Origin of the sequence: Amycolatopsis sp. CA-126428 (genome assembly GCF_002904335.1) — a bacterium.
Taxonomy (GTDB): domain Bacteria; phylum Actinomycetota; class Actinomycetes; order Mycobacteriales; family Pseudonocardiaceae; genus Amycolatopsis.
On sequence record NZ_PPHF01000040.1, the window covers coordinates 1 to 21,310 of the forward strand.

The 21,310-nt window shown below is 70.6% G+C and carries 23 protein-coding genes; 1 reads left to right on the forward strand and 22 read right to left on the reverse strand.

The features are described 5' to 3' along the window. Positions 1 to 182: 182 nt before the first annotated feature. Positions 183 to 1,637 (reverse strand): hypothetical protein, encoded by a 1,455-nt coding sequence (locus tag C2L58_RS12280; RefSeq protein ID WP_146073573.1) that lies wholly within the window; start codon positions 1,635 to 1,637, stop codon positions 183 to 185. A gap of 697 nt (positions 1,638 to 2,334) precedes the next feature. On the opposite strand from C2L58_RS12280, the gene C2L58_RS12285 reads away from it, so the two are divergent. Continuing rightward, on the forward strand, positions 2,335 to 2,949 hold the full coding sequence (locus C2L58_RS12285) for a hypothetical protein (protein ID WP_103337699.1): 615 nt from the start codon (positions 2,335 to 2,337) through the stop codon (positions 2,947 to 2,949). Positions 2,950 to 3,027: 78 nt separating this feature from the next. Here C2L58_RS12285 and C2L58_RS12290 read toward each other — a convergent pair whose 3' ends face one another. The 21 genes from C2L58_RS12290 to C2L58_RS12375 all read right to left on the reverse strand — a co-directional run bounded on the left by C2L58_RS12290 (position 3,028) and on the right by C2L58_RS12375 (position 20,631). After that, positions 3,028 to 3,486, reverse strand: coding sequence for a hypothetical protein (locus tag C2L58_RS12290; RefSeq protein ID WP_103337700.1), 459 nt, complete (start codon positions 3,484 to 3,486; stop codon positions 3,028 to 3,030). A gap of 258 nt (positions 3,487 to 3,744) precedes the next feature. Then, positions 3,745 to 4,257: a single-stranded DNA-binding protein gene (locus C2L58_RS12295; protein ID WP_103337701.1), complete on the reverse strand. Its 513-nt coding sequence runs from the start codon at positions 4,255 to 4,257 to the stop codon at positions 3,745 to 3,747. Between the two features lie 400 nt (positions 4,258 to 4,657). Further along, positions 4,658 to 5,701, reverse strand: a complete 1,044-nt coding sequence (locus C2L58_RS12300; protein ID WP_103337702.1) for a DUF4192 domain-containing protein — start codon at positions 5,699 to 5,701, stop codon at positions 4,658 to 4,660. 136 nt (positions 5,702 to 5,837) lie between these two features. Next, positions 5,838 to 6,872, reverse strand: coding sequence for a DUF4192 domain-containing protein (locus C2L58_RS12305; protein WP_103337703.1), 1,035 nt, complete (start codon positions 6,870 to 6,872; stop codon positions 5,838 to 5,840). 181 nt (positions 6,873 to 7,053) lie between these two features. Then, on the reverse strand, positions 7,054 to 7,491 hold the full coding sequence (locus C2L58_RS12310) for a hypothetical protein (RefSeq protein WP_103337704.1): 438 nt from the start codon (positions 7,489 to 7,491) through the stop codon (positions 7,054 to 7,056). After that, on the reverse strand, positions 7,484 to 7,900 hold the full coding sequence (locus C2L58_RS12315; RefSeq protein ID WP_103337705.1) for a hypothetical protein: 417 nt from the start codon (positions 7,898 to 7,900) through the stop codon (positions 7,484 to 7,486). Before C2L58_RS12315 ends, C2L58_RS12310 begins: the two co-directional genes overlap by 8 nt. Positions 7,901 to 8,176: 276 nt before the next feature. Next, entirely contained in the window at positions 8,177 to 8,311 is a 135-nt protein-coding gene (locus C2L58_RS51280; RefSeq protein ID WP_255410527.1) for a hypothetical protein, read from the reverse strand. Further along, entirely contained in the window at positions 8,304 to 8,753 is a 450-nt protein-coding gene (locus C2L58_RS12320; RefSeq protein WP_103337706.1) for a hypothetical protein, read from the reverse strand. Before C2L58_RS12320 ends, C2L58_RS51280 begins: the two co-directional genes overlap by 8 nt. Before the next feature lie 3 nt (positions 8,754 to 8,756). Beyond that, complete coding sequence (locus tag C2L58_RS49200) at positions 8,757 to 8,906, reverse strand: hypothetical protein (protein WP_158264106.1); 150 nt, start codon at positions 8,904 to 8,906, stop codon at positions 8,757 to 8,759. Positions 8,907 to 8,959: 53 nt separating this feature from the next. After that, a complete protein-coding gene (locus C2L58_RS49205) occupies positions 8,960 to 9,127 on the reverse strand; it encodes a hypothetical protein (protein WP_158264107.1) in 168 nt (55 codons plus the stop codon). 197 nt (positions 9,128 to 9,324) lie between these two features. After that, positions 9,325 to 9,930, reverse strand: a complete 606-nt coding sequence (locus tag C2L58_RS12325; protein WP_103337707.1) for a hypothetical protein — start codon at positions 9,928 to 9,930, stop codon at positions 9,325 to 9,327. A 190-nt stretch (positions 9,931 to 10,120) separates the two neighbouring features. Continuing rightward, positions 10,121 to 10,837: a hypothetical protein gene (locus C2L58_RS12330; RefSeq protein WP_103337708.1), complete on the reverse strand. Its 717-nt coding sequence runs from the start codon at positions 10,835 to 10,837 to the stop codon at positions 10,121 to 10,123. Positions 10,838 to 10,851: 14 nt separating this feature from the next. Further along, positions 10,852 to 11,838: a bifunctional DNA primase/polymerase gene (locus C2L58_RS12335; protein ID WP_103337709.1), complete on the reverse strand. Its 987-nt coding sequence runs from the start codon at positions 11,836 to 11,838 to the stop codon at positions 10,852 to 10,854. Then, positions 11,835 to 12,794 carry a PP2C family protein-serine/threonine phosphatase gene (locus C2L58_RS12340; RefSeq protein ID WP_103337710.1) on the reverse strand — a complete coding sequence of 320 codons (960 nt, stop codon included), beginning with the start codon at positions 12,792 to 12,794 and terminating at the stop codon, positions 11,835 to 11,837. Before C2L58_RS12340 ends, C2L58_RS12335 begins: the two co-directional genes overlap by 4 nt. A 145-nt stretch (positions 12,795 to 12,939) precedes the next feature. Beyond that, positions 12,940 to 14,988 carry a ParB/RepB/Spo0J family partition protein gene (locus tag C2L58_RS12345; RefSeq protein ID WP_103337711.1) on the reverse strand — a complete coding sequence of 683 codons (2,049 nt, stop codon included), beginning with the start codon at positions 14,986 to 14,988 and terminating at the stop codon, positions 12,940 to 12,942. Positions 14,989 to 15,367: 379 nt separating this feature from the next. Further along, complete coding sequence (locus tag C2L58_RS12350) at positions 15,368 to 16,858, reverse strand: ATP-binding protein (protein WP_103337712.1); 1,491 nt, start codon at positions 16,856 to 16,858, stop codon at positions 15,368 to 15,370. An 87-nt stretch (positions 16,859 to 16,945) separates the two neighbouring features. Then, on the reverse strand, positions 16,946 to 17,560 hold the full coding sequence (locus C2L58_RS12355) for a hypothetical protein (RefSeq protein WP_146073574.1): 615 nt from the start codon (positions 17,558 to 17,560) through the stop codon (positions 16,946 to 16,948). A gap of 180 nt (positions 17,561 to 17,740) precedes the next feature. Further along, positions 17,741 to 18,502: a GP88 family protein gene (locus C2L58_RS12360; protein ID WP_233225683.1), complete on the reverse strand. Its 762-nt coding sequence runs from the start codon at positions 18,500 to 18,502 to the stop codon at positions 17,741 to 17,743. Between the two features lie 192 nt (positions 18,503 to 18,694). Then, positions 18,695 to 19,045 carry a helix-turn-helix domain-containing protein gene (locus C2L58_RS12365; protein WP_199191233.1) on the reverse strand — a complete coding sequence of 117 codons (351 nt, stop codon included), beginning with the start codon at positions 19,043 to 19,045 and terminating at the stop codon, positions 18,695 to 18,697. Between the two features lie 302 nt (positions 19,046 to 19,347). After that, a complete protein-coding gene (locus tag C2L58_RS12370) occupies positions 19,348 to 19,557 on the reverse strand; it encodes a hypothetical protein (protein ID WP_146073575.1) in 210 nt (69 codons plus the stop codon). 69 nt (positions 19,558 to 19,626) lie between these two features. Beyond that, complete coding sequence (locus C2L58_RS12375) at positions 19,627 to 20,631, reverse strand: DUF932 domain-containing protein (protein WP_103337716.1); 1,005 nt, start codon at positions 20,629 to 20,631, stop codon at positions 19,627 to 19,629. Positions 20,632 to 21,310 lie beyond the last annotated feature (679 nt).

Below are 21,310 nucleotides of genomic sequence, written 5' to 3' on the forward strand. Positions count from 1 at the left end.
AAGCGCGCGAAGACACCACTTCCGCCGACGCCTCCAACTGCAGATGCTAGAGATCTAGCCCTGTAGTACTAGCTCGCGGTCGAGGTCGGTAAGGAAGTCCTGGAAGGTGCGCACGGTGGCGGCTCCTGGCCTGGGTGGGCGGGGGCACCCGGGTTCGGGTGCCCCCGCTGGCGAGTGAGTGGTCAGGCGACGGCGGCGAGTTCGCGGAACGGCGCGAACGTGATCAGCGGCGGCATGTCGCGGTCCCGGCACATCTCGCACCGGCGGTCACCGGTCTGCGTGCGCTGCTCGGCGGGGGTGCGTTCGATGTTGCACGCCGCGCACAACCCACCCGGCGCAACCGGGAGCAGAGCAAGCCACTCGTAATCCTCATCGGACAGCGTGTAGCCGGTCAGGTCGCGCGCCGCGTCGCTGCTGTCGTCAAGGTCGGCGTGACGCTGCCGCTCCTGCTCGTAGAGGTCCACGCCGCGCTCATCCTTGCGGACGAACCCGGCGGTCGGGATCGCCTGCTGAATCTGCCGCCACCGCTCGTCATACTGGGCTTCGACTTCGCCGACGACGTAGCGGCCGCCCGCCTTCTTCTCGATCGGCTCGTGTTCGGCCTTCGCCGTGTTCTTGAGCTTGGCCGTGGTCTTAGGCGTCGCCTCGGCGGCGGGCCCGGGTACCGGCGCGGCTTTGGTGACCTCGGGCGCGATGGCCGGTTCCTCGGTAGCGGTGTGCTCGCCGGGCATGGGGCGCTCGGCGCTCTCGGCGTCCTTGCGGCAGGTATCGGAGCAGTAGCGCATCTCTGGGAGCCCGGCGAGGTTGCCGTCACAGTTGCCGCACCGGTGGATGTCGCCGGACTCGGCTTCGTTGGCCTGCTGCCGGGCGGCGGTGCGGGCGCGGGCGTGGGCGGCGCGTGCCTTGCTCGCGTACACGCACGTCATGACCAGGGTGCGCAGGTCGTCGGCGAGACTGGGCCACAACTGGTGGGCGGTCTGGATGGCTTCGACGATGGCGGGGTGGTCGGCGCTGGGGTTCTTCAACAGCGTCCCGCACACTGTGAACACGGCCTGGTGGGCGTGCTGGGTTTGGGCGTTGAGCCACCGGAGCCCGTTGAGCGCGTCGGCGACACGCGGCGGTGCCTCGCGCAGCATCACCGTCACGTCGTTGACCTCGGTCACGGCGACGGCCCGGCGGGTCTCGCTGGACCAGACGCACCGGTGGAACAGCTCGCGCTCTGTGTCGCCGTAGCTGTCCCACTCGGCGTGGGCGGTGCGCACGGCGGCGAGGACGTCGCCACTGAGCGCGGCGTCGGTGTTGAGCAGGATGGCGCACGCGGCGAGGATCGCGGGCGGGTTCTCCCCGCTGTCGGTGAACACCTTCCGCAACTCTTTGAGCGCGGACCGGACACGCGGCGGCTGCGCCTGCAACGCCTCTGCGGCGCGGGTGAGGTTCGGGCGGTGCTTCGGGTGAACGGTTGAAACCATGATATCCAACTCTCTGGTATGGGATTTGTGAAGGCTTTCGGGTTTGCGGTCCCAATCACCTTGCAATTTCGATATTACCTGGTTCCCGCTGTCAGTTCCACTCGAAATAGGTTTTTCGGCCGCATATTTCGGTGTGTTTTGGCGGTTTGTGGAGCCGTCGAGTCTCATTTGCTTTCGGGTTGCCCGTGCGTCGTCTACGTGGCTTGTTGGCTGCGCCCTCGCGCCTGCTGGTGGCGCTGGTCGGCGCGGTAGGGCTGACCATGTGCTGAGTGGGTGGTGGGTGGCCCCGAAGCAACCAGGGCAGGCCCCCGGCCTGCCCTTAACGCCTGACCTAGGGAGTAGGGGCCCCGAATGCAAGGGTGGGGCCTCGAACTATTTTTGACCACGCTTTTCGGTCAAAAATAGTTTGGGGTGCCCTTGCATTTGGGGGGACGACCGATACAATTTCGGGGCCACCCACCGCCCGCGGACGCAACGAAACATCGGAAGGTTCCCACCACCGATGTGGGCTAGGAGCTAACGCCTGACCAGCTGTAACGGTGTGACGCAGGTGTGCGGTGAGGCAATTGGCCTGCGGGTATGCTGCTGGCAGCGCTCCGTGGGCTTGTATGGGCCTTGTGGCGGAGCGTCAGCGGACCGCCGCGAGTTTTGCGGCTTGCCACTTCGGTGGCGTGGCCCTTCGGGGCTGCTGCGGCGGTACCGCGCCCTTCTCCTCGCTCGCCGGCCGTCGTCGTGAACACGGTCGACGCTGTCGGTCGCCTTGTCGGCGGTGCGAGCGCTGCCCCGCCGGTGTGCCGCGGTGACGCCGGTGCCGCGGGTAGCTTGGTGGATAGAACCGCAGCCCTCCCCGTGCGGGAGGTGCGTCATGGTTGAACGTCACACAACACGTTCCGGGCGGAAGCGTCGGTCGTCGGCGACGCTGGAGCGGCTGGAGGCGGCGCGGCGTCGCCGTGCCGAGCAGCTGGAGCGCGAGCGCGAGAACGAGCGACGTGTTGATGCGGCGCTGGGCCCGTTCGCGGAGGCAGTGACGGCGATCGAGGCGGTGGAGCGCCGGCGTGCGGACCGCATCGGCGCGCTGGGCGCGCAGCTGGAGCGGAAGCTGGCCGAGCTGGACCGCCAGCGCGCGGCGAAGGTCGCGGAGTTCGAGCGGGCGGCCGAGCAGGTCCGCGCGGATGCGGAGATGGAGATCGGCGAGTGGCGCGCGGTGATGGCGACGTCGGTCGCGGAGATCCGCGCGGCGGATGTGGGTGCGGCGGAGACAGCGGCGTTGCTTGGGATCTCGGCGAAGGCAGTGACCGCGTTGTCGCGTAGTGCTGCAGCCGCGTCGGACGTCGACGGCCAGAAGAGCGACGCGGACTCCACCCGAGCGGAAGCAGTGGACGCGGCAACTTTCGGTGATGAGCGGGCTGCCGAGGCGCCCGCGAACGAGCAGGTCGAGCCATCCGAACGAGATTCAGGGGTGGATATTCCGGCGGACTGATTGGCCGGGCACGCCGGGCACGAGAAGAGGGGCGCTGGCACCGTCAGGTGCCAGCGCCCCTCGTGTGGTGTCGGCAGGTCAGCGCGTCGCGGTCGGCTGCTCGGGCTGCTGCCGGGCGAGACGCCGGGCTCGGCGGGCCAAGGTGGCGCGCTTGCGGCGCTGGTAGTAGACGATCATCGCGGCGACGCCGCAGCAGAACGCGATCCCGAACGCCCACTGGCTGGCATTGCCGCCTTCCTCGGCGCCGGGGAAGTGCCCAATGAACAGGTAGCCGGGCAGGGTGACGGCGCCGAGGATGGCTCCGCGGCGGTAGCGGTGGGCGAGGTTCGGTTTGATGCGGTTGCGGCTGAGGTAGGCGACGCCGCACCCGATGAGCGCACCGAACAGGACGGCGCCGGGCAGGGCGAGCAGGCCGGCGGGGTCGGTGAAGGGCGTGACGAGGAGTCCGATGTAGCCGAAGGGCTGGATGCCGAGGTAAAAGCCGGTGCCTCCGGCGAGGACGAGCCCGGGGATCGTGACGCCGTAACGATTGCTCATGTTCCGAGCGTAGGGCGATTCTCCTACCCCAAAGGGTGATTTCGGGGCCAGGGCGCGGCGTATCCGTTCGGGCGCGACACGGCTGTTCGTCGGCGCATCGGATCGGGTGGACGGCGTGGTGTTGGGGGCGGCGGGCACGGTGACCTCCGGGGTGCGGTGGTGTGGCATGGGAAAGGCCGGGGCCAGCCGTCAGGCTGGCCCCGGCCTTCGGGGTGGTGTCCGGCCGGAGGGGAAGGTCCGGCCGGACACCGGCTCTCATCAGAAGGGCGGTTCGTCGCTGAACGCGCCGCCGGCGGTCGCGCCGACCAGGTCGCGCTCGGCGGCCGGGCCCCACGGGTCGTCGGCCGGGGCCGCGCCGGTGTGGGTGCTGGTGACGCGGTCCGAGTTGGCCTTTGCGGTGGCGTTCTTCGCGTTCTTGGTGACCGTGGTGGTGGCGTAGCGCAGCGACGGGCCGATCTCGTCGACGGTCAGCTCCATCACGGTGCGCTTGTCGCCTTCCTTGGTCTGGAACGAGCGCTGCTTGAGGCGGCCCTGGACGACGACGCGGGCGCCGCGGATCAGGGACTCGGCGACATTTTCGGCGGCCTGCTGCCAGATGGTGCAGCGCATGAACAGTGCCTCGCCGTCCTCCCATTCGCTGGTGGCGCGGTTGAAGGTGCGTGGGGTGGAGGCGACGGTGAAGTTCGCGACCGGGGTCCCGGCCTCGGTGAAGCGGAGTTCGGGGTCGGCGGTGAGGTTGCCGATGATGGTGATGGTGGTGTCGCCGGCCATGGTGTGTCTCCCTGGTGCTCGTTGGGGTGTGGAACGCGGCGCAGCCTCAGCACGCCATGGCCGGGGGTCGCCGTCAGGCGACGTCCCCGGCCCGGCTCATCCGCCCGCGCGTGAACCAGCTCGCGCGCGACCGGCATCGGAGCTCGGCAGGGTGAGGGGGCTGGTTCACCCGGGCGGATCGGGCCGGGCTTCGGGGGCGCACAGCCCCCGGCCGGGGTGTGCTTACCTTCGGGCGATCCACGACCCAGCGAGCCGGGCGAGGCCGCCGCCCGGTGACACCGACTCACCGTCACGCCAGCACCCACGACGACTCCGCACGGGCGGTGGGCCGGTGACTGCTGGCCGATGCCCTCGCGCTGACCGCGCGGCCCGCTCGGCGCGAACAGTGAGCAGGGGGGCGTCACGCCTGGTCGGTCGCGGGCTCGCTCAGTAGCGTGCGGCGGGCATCGGCGCTGGCGTTCTGGAACACGTGATGGACCTTCGATGGTGAGACGGCGTGGCTGAGCATGGTCGAGAGCAGGCCCGCCAGGGGCTGTTCGGCGTCGGCGTGCTCGAGCGCGATCCGCGCAACGGTTCCGTCGCCACGCAGGTAGGCGTACACCGCGATAGCGGTGGCGAGCTGGGCGGCGATCGCGTCGCAGCTGTGGCGCCACAGGTGCAGAACCAGATTCTCGGCGGCCAAGTGCGTCGTGGCGTCGGGAACGGCAAGTAGGGCTTCGCGGAACGCCGGTACGGCGAAGGTCGCGGCGAGATCGATGATGGCGGCATCATCGGCGGGCAGCTCACCGTGCGCGGCGGCGCGGATGGCGGCGTCGGCGCGGGCCAGGCGGACGTGTGCGGCCAGGTGCCAGGATTCGTCGATGGCGGCGGATTCGGCGGCGTGGGCGATGCGGGGGTGCAGCCGTGCGCGGAGGGCCTCGGGGGCTGGAGTGAATCGCGCCGCGAGGTCGTCGCGGCGGGCGGCGATCGTGTGTCCTGCGGCCACAGCGGCGGCCGCGGCCGCGGTGGATGCGGGGTCGGGCAGGACAGCGGTGTGGTCGGTGTCGCGGTAGGAGCGCCAGCGCGCGCCTTCGGCGATGTCCGGCACGGACACGACGTCGACGTCGACGAATCCGTGCTCGGCCAGCTGCGCGATAACGCTGTCGACGTCGGCGCGCAGCGGCAGCGCGTCGTCGCCGGCGGTGCCGTCGTCGACACTGCGGACGACGACACCGGTCACACGGAGGACGGGCAGATCGGCGCATTGCCGGTTGAAGTGCCGCGCGCAGCCTTCCGGATCGTTGGCGAGGTGGGCGAGGTCGATTCGGGCGAGCGGCCCGCTGCTCGCCGAGCCGGCGTCCTTTGTGAGCGTGGCGATCAGCACCAGGGAGTCCTCGGGCATGAAGCCGATCAGCGCCGGGATGCTGGCGACTATGACGCTGGTGCTGGCGGGAGTGAGCGGCATCGACGATCGTCCTTCCGGAGAAGAGCGAGCACGGACTGTCAGTGAGGACCGGGCCGGGGAGAGCAGCGGCCGACTTCGGCGTGCAGCGTTCGCGTGGCGGGAGCTGGGATGAACCCGTCGGCGGTGAGGACAGGTGTCAGCTCTCGGTGGGAGTAGTGAGAGTGACTCGCAACTGCTGTGCGACGTCTGCGATGTCGGTGTGCAAAGCGGCGAAGTCGACGCTCACGCGCATCCATCGGTGTACCAGCCGGGTGAGCTTCGTGGGGTGCGGACCGCGCTGGATGATGAGCTCGGCGACGCTGCTGTCCTTGCGCAGGAATGCGGTGACGGCGGTCAGGGCGGTCATCGTGGGCGCGTATCGGTCGGAGGCGTGTCGCCACAGGTGCAGCCACAGCGCCTGGGCGGCCCCGCATCGCGGCTCGCTGTCCTGGATGAGGTGGATGTCGCGCAGGAGAAAGCTGGACAGGGCAGCGATCAGTTCCGCGATCTCGTGCTGGTCGGTGGGGAGCCGGCCGTGGGTGGCGGCGGTGACCGCATCATCGATCAGCTGCAGGCGCCGGCGCAGCCGGGGGAAGTCGCCGGCGAGTTCTTCGGCCTGGACGTCCTCGGCGATCGGGTCGGCCAGGGTTGCGATGCTGTCGCGGATGTCGGCAGGCGCGGGAACGAATTGGGCGAGGAAGGCGTCGCGGTCGCCGTAGACGCGGTCGCCGTGGAGTACGCGATTGGTGGTGGCCGGGGAGATGGCGGGGTCGGGCAGGGTGCCGGTGTGGTCGGCGACGTCGTAGCACGACCAGGGAGCACCGGCGGTGAAGGCCGGCACGTGCAGGAGCTCGATGTTGAGGAATCCGGCCTCGTGCAGCCGGTGGGTGAGTTCGTGCAGCTGAGACCGGTAGGGCAGATCGTTGGTGTCACTGGTGTTGTCGTGGACGACGGCGCCGATGAGGCGCTGGACCGGCTGGTCGCCCAGCGCGCGGTTGAGGTCCGCGACGATCACGCGGGGCAGCCGCATGGCCAGGTCGAGGTCGAATCGGGTGATTCGGCCCAGGCGGGCGGTGCCGTCGGTGTGTACGACTGCGGCGACGATCACGAGGGAGTCGGTGGGGACGAACCCGATCAGGGCGGGGAGGGCGGCTAGGAGGCCCTCGTCGGTCAAGGAAATCGGTTCGGGCATCAGGGAACCTCGCTGACTACAGTGGACGAATGGGGCCGGTGGGAAGGACGTGGCGGCTGCCCAGTGGCCCGACCGGCCGCTCGTAGATCGGCGACGTCGCCGGGGAATCGACGGCGGATGGGCGCCGCGCGAGCGCCCGTTCCGGCAAGGAACAAGGGCGCGGACGACTGGAGACCGCAGGTCACCGGCCGAGTTCGGGGCGCAGCGTGTGCGCGGCGATGTGGGCGATCCACGGCGGTGACGGCCGTCGGACGTCCCGGCCGGAGGCGGGGATGAATCCGTTGACCGCGACGCTCCAGAACTCCGGCCAGGGTTCGGCGTCGGTGCGTTCGCTGCGGTAGATCACGCGCACGTCCTGCCCGTCGGCACGGCGGGCGTGCGCGGTGATCCGGATCGCGACGCGCATGCAGTTGCGGCGCTGCGCGGGCTCGTCGTAGAGCAGCGAGACCGGCGTTGCGGGCAGCGCGAGGCACAGCTCGACGAGGACACCGCGCGCGACGTTCCACGCGCCGTAGCTGCCGAGGCTGCCGCGGCGGGGGATGTTGCAGACGACCGACTCGGGCAGCACATAGGAGCGGCTCCAGTCGTAGGCCGTGAGCCACAACCGGTTCTCAGGCATGGTCGGCCACCGCCGTGTTCGCCTCGGCGAGCGCGCGGGTCACGCACTTATCGGTGAAGCGGCGCCGCTCGTCCTGCAGCTGCTCGGGCCACGTGCCGGCGTCGGGTTCGAGGATGTTCCAGGCGGCGGTGAGCGCCGCGTCGGTGCAGAGCCCGTCGCGATCGAGGTAGGGATAGACGGCTTCGACAACCCGGCAGGCTTCCACGACCCCGGAGGGGAAGCAGGTGTTCCGGACTGCGGAGATGAACGCGGTCTTGTGCCGCCGGGTGCGGGCGAGGTCGTCGAGCCAGGTTTGGGGTTCCGGCGCGAGTCGGTGGCCGCCGAGTTCGGTTTCGATCAACCGGCACGCCCGGGCGTAGGCGGATTCGGCGTCGTCGTGCGGTGCGCTCTGGGCGGTGGTCGCGGTCATGGCGTGCCTCCAGGTCGGGTGCGGGTGAACCCGACCTCCCGGAGCACGCCCGTGGTCCTCGGGCGCCTGTCAGCTCGCGTGACCTGGCGCGGGAGCCGGCGCCCGAGGGCCCGGGTGTGCTGTGCTGGCGGCTGTCGTCCGCACCTGCCGGCGTGCCTGATCGCGGCTACGGTCAGTCGGCCGGCGGCGGGGAGGTGCGGTCCCCCTCTTTTTCGAGTACCTGCTGGGTCCGGCGCACGAAGTCGAGCAGTTCGGCCGGGGTGCCCTCGACGGTGATCACGTGTCGTTCCAGTCATCGGTCAGGACGAGGGCGAAGTCGCCGTCGGCGAGCAGTTCGACGCCGGCCTCGTCGCCCGGGCGTGCCAGCGTGACGTCGCATCCTGCGGGGATACCGGCGTAGTCGCTACTCATCATCGGTCTCCTCGGAGTCGGTGTCGTCGGCGGGTGCTGTGGTCGAATCCGCGAGCGTCCGGTGCCGGGCGCGGATATTCCGGAGCATCTGCGGATCGATTGCGGGGTAGGTGTTTTCGGTTACGTAGCGGATCAGGATGTCGACTGGCTGTGGATCGTCGTGTGCCAGAAGGGCCAACGCCTCGCAGGTGTCCTCTTCGAGGCGATCGAGGTCAACGTCGGGTACGTGCCACAACCAGGTCGCGAAGACGTACAGGCCGTCGGCGTCGGGCCGGAGGCGCTCGACGGCGGGACCGCTTGTCGGATCGGTGTCGTCATGGAGTGCGTCGTCGTCGGTGACGATCAGGTCGTCGCCGTCCCAGCGGAAGCGCAGATGGTCGGAGGTGGCTTCGACGGTGATGGCGATCCACTCGGTGACGACACGACGAAACCGCGGTGTCACGGTTTAGTAGCGGCGGCCGTCTTCATCGTCGGCCGCGAACGTCGGCTCGCCCAGTCGCGTCGGGAAGTAGGGCTGGTCGTCACCGCACACCAGTCCTTCGTCGACGCGGACAATGTCGGCGGGGAGGCCGTGCGGCGGGATGTCGTCGGGCATCGGGTCACCTGCCTGTGTCTCAAGTGGACGTAACGGCGCTCGTTTCGCGGGTGTCAGGTGCAGTCCAGGCCGCATCGGCGGCACAGCAGCGCGACACTGTCGGATGCCGTGCGGTCGTCAAGGTCGGGCTGGGGTGTGCCGGTGGCGTCGAACCAGAGCCCGGTGGAGGTCTGGTCGTCGCAGTCCTCCGGTCGTCCGATCGGCCAGGGCCGGTTCGGCACTTCGATGACGGTGCGGCCGGGGTGGACGTACTCGCGGGTCGTCTTGTCGCGTCCGTGCCAGCGGACCGGTTGGTCGCGGCGGCGCAGGACACCAAGCCCGCTGTCAGCTGTAGCGTCCGCGGGCCGGCGAGAGGAAGCGGGCCTGGCGGCGCGGCCGAGAACGTCGGGCAGAGAAGGTGTGGCATCGGAATCTCCGGTCAGTGGACGCAGAACGCGTGGTGGGCGGCGCGGACGAGCGCGAACCGGGAACGGCATCGCCGACAGGAGACCGCGGCGGGGTAGCGCAGTTCCGGCGGTGCGGGAGCTGCACCGGGCGACCGCGCTGGTGGGGTTGTGCTGTCGTAGCGCGGATTCCACGGTGTGCGGTGGGTGGTGCGCTGCGAGTTGTCCCAGCGGATCGTGATCGCCCAGTCCGGTTCGGTCAGGTCGCCGTCGCGGAATCGGATGGTGACGGTCTCGACGAGGTACCGGCGATGCCAGTACCCGTCCCAGTAGGTACCGCCGACGTGGCGCGGGCCGATCGCGTCGATCACCGCGCGCATTCGCTCGCGGTGATGCCACGGGCGGGTCTGCGCGGCGTCGAACGCGCGTAGCTCGTGCGGCGGCGGTGCCCAGAGACAGTCGCAGGGCTGTGGGTACCACGGTTCGGGCTCGTCGCCATCCCACGGCTCGATGGGGTCGTCACGATCGCTGACCAGGAATTCGCCGGTGCCGCCGCAGTCGCGGCAGCCGATGCGGGCCCACAGGCCGCGCAGGTGGGTGTGGCGGTATCCCTCGGGAACGTGGATCGTCGGCTCCGTCATGTGCACCTCCGTGAACAGTCGGTCACCGGCGGACGAGGCCGCCGGTGGTGAACGGGGCCTCGCATGCACGGCGCGGCCCGGGCCGCCGACCGCCAGCCGGGAGGTCGGGTTCCGTGGCGAGGTCCGGGCCGCGCCGTGCTTTCTGGTGACCGGGTGCGCCGCGCGGCGTCCCGGCGAGGTCGGCAGCTGGCTACTTCTCCTGCGGCACGTCCAGGATCGGCACGAAGTGGACGCAGACCACCGATTGCCGTTGCCGGGCCTGGGAAATCACGATGCCGATGGCGTCGCGCAGGCAGCTGCGGACGGCGTGGTGGCTGGGACGGCGCGCCGGGTGGTGCTGGACGACGACCGGGTCGAGAGGCCGCTGGCGCTCGCGGTGCTCGCCGGCCTGGTCGCGTTCTTCGACGCTGGACAGCGTGGCGGCGAACCCGATGTCGGCCTGGAAGGCGATGCGCAGGCGCGCCCAGGGCAGCCAGCCGTGGGAGGCTGGGCGGCCGAGGTTCCAGTACGCGATCGCGGTGTGGCCTTCCCAGCGGATGACAGGGTTGGGATGCGGTGCGATCGCCGAGTCGATGACCGGGTCGACCGGTGCGGCGGGCTCGCCGTCGTGCGGGCGGACGTCGGTCTTGTGGATGGTGAACCCTGAGCCGGGGCGCTCGCCGGCGATGGCTACGCACATGCCCTGGTCTTGCACGACCGTGCCCGGCTGTTGCACCCCGTCCCAAGCGAAGTCGACGCGGTCGCCTTCGGTGTAGCGGTGCTGAAGCATCGGCAGCCAGCCCGCCGGAATCAGGTGGGCGGGAATGAGGGCCTTTTCCAGGTCGGTGCTGTCCAGTTGCCGCTGCCAGAGCCAGACCAGCTCCTGTGTACCGGGGGGGACGGGATCTGATGGCGCGGTTTCGGGCATCGAGGGTCTCCTTCTCAGCGGATGGCGAGTCGCGGTCGGGGTGCCGGGCGGTCGGTGAGGATGCGGGGGTTTTCGCGGCCGGCGGCGATGCCGTCGCGGATGGTGGTGGCCAGTTCGCGGGTGTCGAAGTCGGCGATGCCGAGGTGGTGGCGGGCGGCGTCGGTGAGGTGGTGGGTGATCGCGGCGGCCGTGATCCAGCCGTTGCCGTGCAGTTCGCCGAGTGCTGCTGCGGCGGCGTAGACGGTGATGTGGCGATGGCCTTCGGTGGCGGTGGCGACGTTGCGGCACTCCGCGGTGACGGCGGCCTGGACGTAGGCGCTGACGCGGCGGCTGGTCGCCGGCAGCGGCGGTGGTGGCGGATGTGCGGCCGGTGGGGGTGCAGGTGGTGGGGTGAGGGCGGTGGCGAGCCAGCCGGGCAGGACCGCGACCGGAATGTCCCAGGTGACGGCATAGGGCACCAGCACGCCGTGGACGACGGCGAGGGAGCCCGGGGCGGCGACAAGCGCGCCGGGTCCGCGGGTGTCGACGTGCCAGCCGAGCCCGCGGCCGCGGGCGCCGACGGTGCTGCGCAGCCGCGACTCAGGCGGCCGGGAGAAGTACCGGTGTTCGCCGCCGCGGGGGGTCGCGACGGTGAGCGTGTCAACCGGGTCGGGCTCCCCGGTCTGCTGGGCGAGCAGGGCGAGAACATCGCGGCCGTGGGTGATGCAGCGGCCGGCCCAGTGGATAGGGATGGGTTCGTGGGCGGCGTCGAGGTCGAGCACGAGCAGACCCGCGGGTCCGCAGGCGATGCCGACGTTGTGCCTCGGGTGGCGGCGCCACCAGCGGCGGATGCGGTCGGGATCGCAGGTGGCTCGCTGCTGCCAGTCGGGAATGGCGGGCCGCTTGCTGCGCGGGGCGAGCGGGAACACCGGCCACCCGCGCCCGGCGGCCCCGAACGCGGCTGCCAGCAGTGCGCCGGTGGCGGGGACGAGCGCCGACGTGGGCGCTGTCGTGGTGGTCATGGCACCAGCTCGGCCGCGACCGGGGCCGCGACGGGATCGATGACCATGGCGGCGGCGTTGTCCGTGCCGCCGTGGTACCGGGCGGCGAGCGTCAGCCGGTTCGCGCACGCAGCCGGGTGGCTGAAGGTGCGGCACGCTCGGACAAGGGAGGCGTGCGGGACGGGTTTGTGGACGCCGTCGCTGGTGAGGAGCAACCGGTGGCGCGGCCCAGTGGTGGTGATGTGGCCGAGGGAGTCGTGGTCGGCGGTGGCGACGGAGCTGGTGACGACGTTGTCCCGCCGGGCGGCGGCCAGCTGTTCGAGGTCCTGTGGCCGGTCTCGGTAGTGCTCGGCGAGGCTGTCGCGTAGGTGTTGTCCTTCGGTGTGGTCGACGGTGAGCTGGGTGAGGATGTCCGCGTCGGGGTCGTATTCGTAGGCGCGGCAGTCGCCTACCCACGCGATGTCCCACCCGCCGCCCCGTTCGGGCGGGAGCGGGGCAGCGACGACCATGACGGTGTCGCCGTCGTGGACGGCGGCGAGGGTGCCGGTGGCGGCGAGCAGACCGGCGACGGCACCGCGGTCGGCGGCGACGTAGGCGGCGGTGGCGGCCGCGCTGCCCGCGGCGTGCGCGGCGAGCGGATGGTCGCCGATGCCGTCGGCGACGGCCCAGCCGTGGCGGGCGCCGGTAACAGAGACGTGGGTAGCGGTGGCGTCGGCCTGGTGGGTGCGGCCACCGATGCGTAGCGCCGTTCCGGACAGGTAGGTGGGGTGGTCGGCGGCGTAGCGGCGGTGGTGGCGGGCCAGGGCGCGGGCGTCGCTGTGGGATTCGGCGATCTCGGCCCAGCCGCACCGGCAGGTGGCGTGGGTCCAGCACGGGCCGGGCGGCAGCGGGGCATGCGGCCAGACGGGGTGGTGCCCGGCGGCGTAGGTGCTGGTGCGGTGGATGGTGTCGAAGACCGGCGGAAGGTGCGGATGCATCGAAGGAACTCCGTTCGCCCGCGGGGCTGGCGGCAAGCCCGGCGGGAGGCAAGGACGACGGGGTGGTCAGGAGCTGGGGCGGGCCCGGCTGTAGTGCGCGGGCCCGCCCCTGGCGAGGAACCGGGTGCGGCGACGATCCGAGCGGCTAGATCGCGGCGCCGATCAGTTCCGTCTCGGCCTCGGTGTCCTGTTCGACTGGCTCCTGATCGGTGCCGTCGTCGGGGTGGTCGGTCTCCGTGTCGCTCGGGTCGTACGTGCCCGCGCGGTTGATGCCGTCGACCCCGGCGGTGGAGTCGTGGACGGGGTCCTCGACCGCCGTGTGGTCGAAACCGTCGTTGCCCGTGGCCTCGGCACCGTCGGCCTCGTCACCCTCGGCGGTCGTGCCGCGGTCGCTGGTGGGGTCGGTGGCGAGGTCGCCGAGCTGCGCGGCGATGACCTCCTGCTCGGTTTCCGGTTCGACGACCTTCCGCTCGACATCGGAGGCGGGGTAGCCCCAGCCGATGATCGCGGCCATGTACGCCTGGGCGGAGCCCCACGGGCTGCGCCAGGTGTTGCGGGAGGTGTTGCGGGACAGGTCCGCCTCGATTGCGCAGAGGGTGAGGAACAGGTCGTACAGGGTGGCTTTCCCCGCGGTGGGGGCCTTGGCGACCTTGGCGGTCAGGTCAGCGAGCGTGGCCCTGTCCGGCAGGCCGAACTGCGTCATGGCCAGCGGGTGGTTGCGCTCGAACGCGCGCCGCAGCTCGTAGCCGCCGTGCGCCTTCTGCAACGCGAGGAACAGCTGCGCGCCCTGCGGCGCGGTCTTGCGCTGCACCAGCTCGGCCAGCCACTGCCGGCGCGGCGCCGCGGAGGCGTCCCAGTCCTTGTTGTTCTTGATCACCCACTTGCGGATGATCGCCGCCTTCCGGCGCTCGAGGTCGGCGGCGGCCTGGGCGGCGCGCGCGGCCGCGACCTCATCGGCCTGCTCGGCCGCGTCCTCGCCGTCGGAGGACTCGTGGTCGACGGATGTGCCGGTGCTGGTGGGCGCGGGGGTGAAGTCCGCGCGGCCGGCCGGGGCGTAGCTGAGGGCGTGACCGTGGGCGAGGAAGTCGGCGCAGCCGTAGACGGCCACCGGGATCTGGTTGCCCTGCTCGTCGTGGTGGTCGGTCTCGATCCAGGCGCCGTGTCCCGGGCAGGAGGCGTGGTCCTCGGCGGTCAGCTCGGTGCGCGGCTCGTCCTCGGGGGTGGGGCGCAGCCGGTCCAGTGAGCGCGCGTCCCCGTCGTCGTCGGGCAGGCTGTTGTCGAAGATCGTGACGTTCGCAGTGGTCAGTTCCTCGGTGAGGTCCTCGGTCAGGGCCGCGAGTCGCTGCTGGTCGGCGCGTTCGGTGCGCTTGCGCTCGGCGAGCTGGGCGAAGTTGTTCGGCGCCGTACGGGCGGTGAGGATGAGTTCCTTGGCCGTGTCGGTGTCGCCGGCTTCGTCGAATTCGGCGATGACCGCGGCCTGCGCCAGATCCAGGTCGTAGCGTTCGGTGGCCTTGAGCGCCAGCTCGCTCTGCCCGGCCCTCAGGACGTTCTCGACGTAGGTCTTGCCCTGCTTGCCCAGTGCGAGCTTGCGGGCGATCCCGGCGGGCTTGAGGTTGAACGCGGCGAGCTGCTTGAGGGCGCGGGCGGTGTCGGCCAGGGTCACGGGCTTGCGGAGGGCGGGGTCGTTCTCGATGAGCTGGTTGACGATGCGCTCGATGGTGGCCTTGCGCTCGTCGGCCGGCGGCGGGGTCTTGATCCAGATCGGCACCGTGCAGCCGGCTTCGCGGGCGTTGAGGACGCGGCGCTGGCCTTCGGTGACCACGATGGTGCCGGTGTCGTAGTCGCGGTAGCCGTTGACCGCGGTCTTGACGCCGTGGGTCTTGAAGTTCGCCGTGGTGTCCTCGTCGGCTTCGGCGTTGTCGGTGCGCACGTTCTCAGCCAGCAGCACCTTGTCCGGGTCGGTCCAGACGATGGTGTCGATCTCGGCGTCCCACGTCGCGTGCAGCGCCGCGCGTTCTTCGTCGGACAGCTCCTCGAGCGGGGTGTCCTCGACGTCGGTCGAGCACGTGTCGTTGTCGGCGGTGGTGTCGACGGTGGCGGCACCGTCCAGGTCGGACGGTGGGAGGTCGGTGTCCGGTGTGGTCGTGAGGTTGTCGGTGTCGCGCTGGGTCGGCAGGTCCATCGTGCTGGTCACGAAGGTGCTCCTTCACACGGGCCGGCCTGTCACCGGGAACGAATCCGGTGACCGGCCACGAACCCCGCACCACCTTCTTTCTCCATAACCGTGTTGCGGTGATGAGAAGCGGAGTGCGGGCGTCCCGGTCGGGACGCACTCGCCCAAGCGGGGCCGCCCGCGTCGGCGGCAAGCCCGCCCCCGTCCGCACAACCGGGAGCAGAGATCGTGATCGGGCGGGCTTCCGCTGACGCCAGGTTCCGCTAGAGTGCGTCGGCCCGACCGGAACACCCGCACCCGCCTTTTCAGCGCAGCAACACTGTCCGAGCCTCCCTGCCTAGCCCTGCTGCGGCGGGCTTGTCGCGATCGGGCTCTTGTGCCGCTCATCTCTTGGTTCTGCTCACCTCGGAGCCGGATTCCGCAGCAGGTTCAGCATTCCGCTGCGGTGGGAGAGTGTCAGCCAGATGTCGGCGATGTCCGGGTGCGCCCGGCCGTCCAGGTCGGCACGTGTCCAGGCCAGCCGCAGGCACCGCGCAGCGGTCCGGGGAGTGATCCGGCCGTGTCGGATTGCGTCTTCCAGCTCCCGTACTGCGTTGGCGGGAAGGCCGGCGATGGCTTTCGTGTAGTCGATCTCGGTGCCGGGTTCCGGTGGGGCACCCCACCGGTAGCGCGCGCGTTCCCGGGCTCGGGCGACGCTGTCCCGCAGCGATTCCAGGGACGGCAGCGACGGATCGGGCTCGGCGATAGTGACCTCCCGCAGGAACAGGTCGACGCGGTCGAGCAGCCACTGCGGGATCCGGGCGAGGTAGCGCGCACGCTGCGCCGGGGTGCAGCGGCACTTCTCGGTCCGGACGTTGCCGCAGAGGCAGTCGCGGGCGGTGAACACCATGCGCGCCCCGGCCGGGCGAGCTTCGGTGCCTGCCGCGGCGGTGATGCCGATCGTGCCGTGCTCCAGCGCCGGCCGCAGCACCTCGACGAGGCGGGTAGAGAGATCGGGGAGGTCCTCGACGGTCAGGACGCCGCGGTGGGCCAGGGTCAGCAGTCCCGGGCGGCTGAGTGATCCGGCTACCGCGGCGATCGTGTCGTCGGGCAGCAGGGGAACTCCGGGTGGCCGGAGGTGCTCGCTGCGGTCAGGGGCAGGTTCGCCGGCCAGGAAGTGCCACGTGCTGACCTCGCGCGACTCAGTCGCGGTGAGGTCGGCCATCAGCGCCCGGATCAACCGCGGCAGCAGGAGGATCGGGGTGCCGGGAGCCGCGACGTGCAGGGTGTGGTGCCCGCCGGCTGCGGCGACTGCGGCGGCCCGGACCGCCGTGGGCGACAGCCGGGCCCAGGCTTCAGGAGTCCACGACGCGGTCGGCGATGCTCCTTCGCGCGATTCGGGTCGCTGGGCCGGGGTGAGTCCGCCGCGCAGCCAGTTGACCAGGTCGTTCAGGCAGGAGACGGCGACGGTGGTGAGGCCGGGGACGTCGCAGGCTTCGGCGGCGGGCATGACGCGGTGGGTGAACCCGGCCGCGGCGGCCGTGATCGCTCGCGTCCGCACGTCGGGGACCGGCCGGGCGGTGCCGTCGAGACCGAGTTCGCCGATCAGTGCCGTCGCGGTCAGCCGTCGTGCCGGCGCTGCCTCGGTGGCCAGCAGGGCTGCGGCCGCGGCGGCGAGGTCGACGTCGGAGCGCGGGTGCGCGGTGGAGGCGGTCAGGTGCACGACGCCCTCGGGCCACGACAGGCCGCTGTTGCGGATGGCCGCGCGCACCCGGTCGCGGGTCTCGCGCGAGACCGTCGGGCTGAGGCCGTGCACGCGCAGCGTGGCGTCACCGACGCTGAGGTCGGCGCGGATGTCGACGATCCGGGCCTGGGAGTCGTCGAGGGTGACCACATGGGTCAGGGCTTCCATGGCATTGTCCTTCCAGGGAGAAGAAAGGACTCCGGCGCCTGTAGGGCGACCGGAGTCGGGGGCGTGTGGCGGCTGCTGCGCCGAAGGTCAGTGGCAGGTGTCGGGCGTGGCGTGGTCGGCGGCGGCGCGTTCACCGACGAGCGCGGCCACGGCGAGCGCGTTCTCGACGGTGGCGTCGATGCTGAACCGCACCCGCCGCTGGCGGCCACGCCAGAACGGCTGCAGCACCTGCGCGGTCGCGAACAGCGGCTGACCGTAGGCACCGACCGACACGGTGTTCGCCCCGGCCGCCGGGGTGGTGCCGAACCCCGCCCCGACCGCGGCGAGAACACCGGAAAGGTCGGCGGCGTCGCACGCCCGCCGATGCGCCAGATCCCGGGCTGCATCGATCAGCTCGACCACGTCCGGGATCAGCCGCCGGGCCAGGTCTTTGCCGACCGCGGCGGCGGGCCGGGCCCGTGCCACGGTCACCGATGGCCGGACCATTCCGGTGGGCTGATGGGGACTGAGCGCGGAGTCCAGCCAGGCTTCCAGCACCAGGCGGGTCCGTTCCGCGCGGTAGGAGACGGTCACGCTGATCCACCCGCCGTCGGGGCCGATGAGCGCGGCGTCCTCACCGACACGGCGGGACGTGACGGCGCGCCACGGCTCGCCGAGAACCTCCGCGATCGCACGCAGATACTGCATCAAGTCGTCCGACATCTCCTGGGTTTCCTTCCGATCGCGAGGTGTGCCGATCCGGTAGCCGGTGCCGCGGTCGCGGCGGCTCGGCATCCCGGAGGGGCACGTCGTGGAGCCGGTGCAGCGCGGACCGGGCCGCGGCGGCGCTGCACCTGGGCCGCATTGCCGAGCAACAGGCGGCCGCCGCGGCGCCGGGCGGCGCTACTGTGGGTCTCCGGACGCGCCCGACCGGTCGCCGCCGGCCGCTGTGGCTGGCTGGGTGCCGGTGCGGCGAGCGGCGCGCGCGGCCTCGACACCGGCCTGCCAGCGGCTCCACCGGCGCCCGGCCTGGCGGGCCTTGAAGTGCGCGATGTTGTTCGCCGGGATCCCGACCGGTGCCGGTCCGAGTACGGCCAGCAAGTCGGAGGCCTCTTGGGAGTGCCAGCCCGCATCGGCGATGGCCTGCTCGTCGGGGAAGACGTCGGCGACTCGGTCCGTGTCGGGGTCCAATGTGGAGTCTTGGGTGCCACCGTATGAGTAGACCCACCAGAAGTTCCGTGGCGGGCTCGGCTCAACCAGCTCCCGAAACGCGGCGACTTCCTTGGTGTATGCGTAAAACCGTGTGCGCTGCCGAGCGCGCATGATCTCCAGCCACGCCGTGAGGTAAGCGCGGGAGTAGAAGTCGCCGCTGTCGTGGATCCTCACCCACGCGTCGATGAATCGCTTGTGCGACAGCTCATCCAGCATGGCGTGCTGCCAGTCGGGCAGATCGTCCATGGTCCAGCGCAAGTTGTCCTGATGGCGTGCCTTCACCTGGGGAAACAGGTAGGTGCCGTTGCGGGCGTAGCAGACTTGCGCACAGATTCCGGCCGAGGGACAGGCATTGTAATTACGGCCGTCCGGTAGCTTGCCGGCGAAGGCGGGTAGGGACCAGTTCCAGATCCCGAGCCGTTTCAGTTCGCGGTTCTGTCGCAGCAGCGTCATCGTGTCTACCGTCCTCATGCCACTCGATGCATGGGGAGGTCACACCAAGATCCGGTTCATTCCACTGTACACCCGTTATGCGACGGCGACGAGACTCTGGCGGCCTACGGGATTGTACTGTCCTATTCGGATTCACCACGTCGAGTGGACGGCTCCCGCGCTGGTTCTCGAGCGAGAACAGTGCCGGCTCGGTCATCGCGGCCCTCGCCGTTCGCGGACGCCGCGACGAGCAGGTGCGGACGCCGCCCGACCCGGCTGCCCGGGTTCGCACATGGCGTGGCCTGGCGGCGACACCTGCCGCGGTATCGCTTGCGTCGTCGGCAGGTGCGGTAGCGGGCACTGGAGGATGGCGGTGTCGTAGGCGATGGCGACGGCGTGCGTGCGGTTGCGGGCCTTCAGTTTGGCGAGGATGTTCTTCACGTGGGTACGGATGGTCTCGTGTGACCGAAACTGCTTGAGCGCGATCTGGATGTTGCTCAGGCCGCGGGCGACGTCGTCGAGGACTTCCCGCTCCGTAGCGGTCAGTTTGGCTTGTTGGGACATGCTCGGACCTCCGACGGCAGGTCGTGAGGCAAGGGGGCTGGCCGGGCAGCGCGGCGCGTGCGCTGACCCGGCCAGCCCCGAACCGGGAGCGGCTCGCCCGGGGGAAGGCGTGCCGCTCGGGGATTCCCGGTTCATTCAGGTGGCCTCGCGTGGGGTGGTGTGCGGACGACCGCGGTCACCCAGGTCCCGTCGTGGCACCGGTCAAGGCCCTGTGCCTGCGGCCGGACGTCGATGTGTCGAAGTGGCCTTGACCGGTGTCGCGGGACCTGGTTGCGTGATTGAGGCCGCACGACACCGCGGGGTCACGGGTGCCCGGGAGCCACGGCGTCGGCCGCGAGATCGCGATCGGCCGTCCGTGCGATGAGGGCGTAGACGGAGTCGTAGCGGGGCTGGTTGACGTCGGGCAGGTCTGGACGTAGCACGGATCCGCCGAGGTTGCGGGGTTCGTAGCGGTCGAGCACGCCAGCGGTGACGCGCCGGACGGTCCCGACGGCCCGACCGTCGACGCGCACCTGCCAGAGGTGATCGAACTGGTACACCGCGCGGGCCGGTGCGGTGCGGGGTGGTTCTCGGGGTAGCGTTCAGACGGCGGCGAGGACCTTGTGCAAGGTCGCGGCGGCGGCGCGGTCGTGCTTGCCCAGCTCACCCGTCATCACCCGGGTCATGTTCCGTTCGGCGCGGCCGGCACCGCGGATGACGGCCTCGTGGTTCAGGTGGGTGTTGACTGCCTGCACCACACCCCACCCGGTGTTCTTCCACGGGCTGACCCGACTGTCGCTGGTCCACAACCGGGTCAGCGCCGAGCGCTTATTGACAGCGTTGGTGCGCCCCCGGCCCGGCTCGGCGGGAATCGGAGTGTGGGCGTCCAGGAAGGCTTTCCAGGCGCGGTCGGTGACCGTGGTCTGACACAGTTTCTTGACCTCAGCGGCGAAGTCGTCGGCGACGGTGTGCACGATCTGCAGGGCCTCACGGGCGGAGAGCAGCTGCAGGGCGCTGTTGCGCTTGTGGACGACGGCGACTTCCTGGCCGTCTTCGCGCAGGCCGAGGTTCATGGTGTTGTCGCAGACGACGTTGGTGACGACGCGCTTGTAGCGGGTCTTGAGGCTGGCGTCGTGGCTTGAGCACGCGAGCAGGTTGGGCCGGAACTGCACGCCTTCGGGGGTGGTGATGTTGTCGGGGATTTCGACGCTGACCCAGGCTTGTTTGCGTTCGCGCAGCAGTCCGGCGGAGCCGATGGCGAGGCCGTCGTCGAGCAGGGCGGCGACGTTGTCCAGCAGCCAGGTGCTGTACTGGTGGATGCCGTACTCGTCGGTGTGGATGGCGAGAAGGTCGCCGGTGTCGGAGGTGGTGACGCCCAAGTGGTGCTCGGCCAGGCGGAGCCCGAACCGGTCTTCGACGAACACCCGGGCCGGCTCGGCGCTCCAGCCGAACAGGCGTCGTTTGACCTCGGTGATGGGGATCGGGCCGGGATAGTGGTTCGGTTCGGCTCCTTGGTGGTCGGCGCGGTAGTGCCAGGCGTGGCCGCGTTGGTCGGTGAATCCGATGAGGACGTTGGTGTTGAGCCAGGTGCTGGTTTCCTTCGACACGGTCGGTGTCCTCTCTTCGTGGCCGGTGCGGGCCCGCCGCACGGGGTGGCGGGCTCGCGGGTGGACGGCCACGGCTCACCAGGCCGAGCGCCGGCGGTGCACAACGCCCCGGAACCGCGGAGTGAGCCGGTGTTGTGGACAGGTGGCTGTGCACCGCCGGCGCTGGCCTGGTTCACTCGGTCCGGTCACACCGCGACGGCCGAACGCCCGGCATCCCGGAACCGCCGATCCACCGGGAGCGCGAGAGGCGTGCCGGGATGTCACCTAGCCCGATCTTGCGCCGTGGCGGGGGATCCCACCTGGAGACGGCGTCGACGATCTTCAGGTCGTTCGCCGAGTCCGAGCAGGCGCAGGACGTGTTCGATGTCCAGCTCAGTGAGGGCCGATGCGACCGCGGAGCCGGTGTGCAGGTCGCGTAGTGGCAGCGGGTGGGTCTGGCTGTGGTGGCGGTGCTTGAGGATCGCCACGTCGCCGTGGGCGGCGCGGCCTATTGACCGGACTGTGGGGCGGTAAGCCGCAGGTCAACCGACGGGTTGTCCAGACTTTGGTTGACACCGTCGGGCTGGCTGAAGTGCTCCGAAGGTTCCGGACACGTCTTCCAAGTAGACTGCTGGAGGATCCCGAGGAGTGTTTCATGGCCAGGAGACAGCGAAGGTATTCGCCGGAGTTGAAGGCCGAG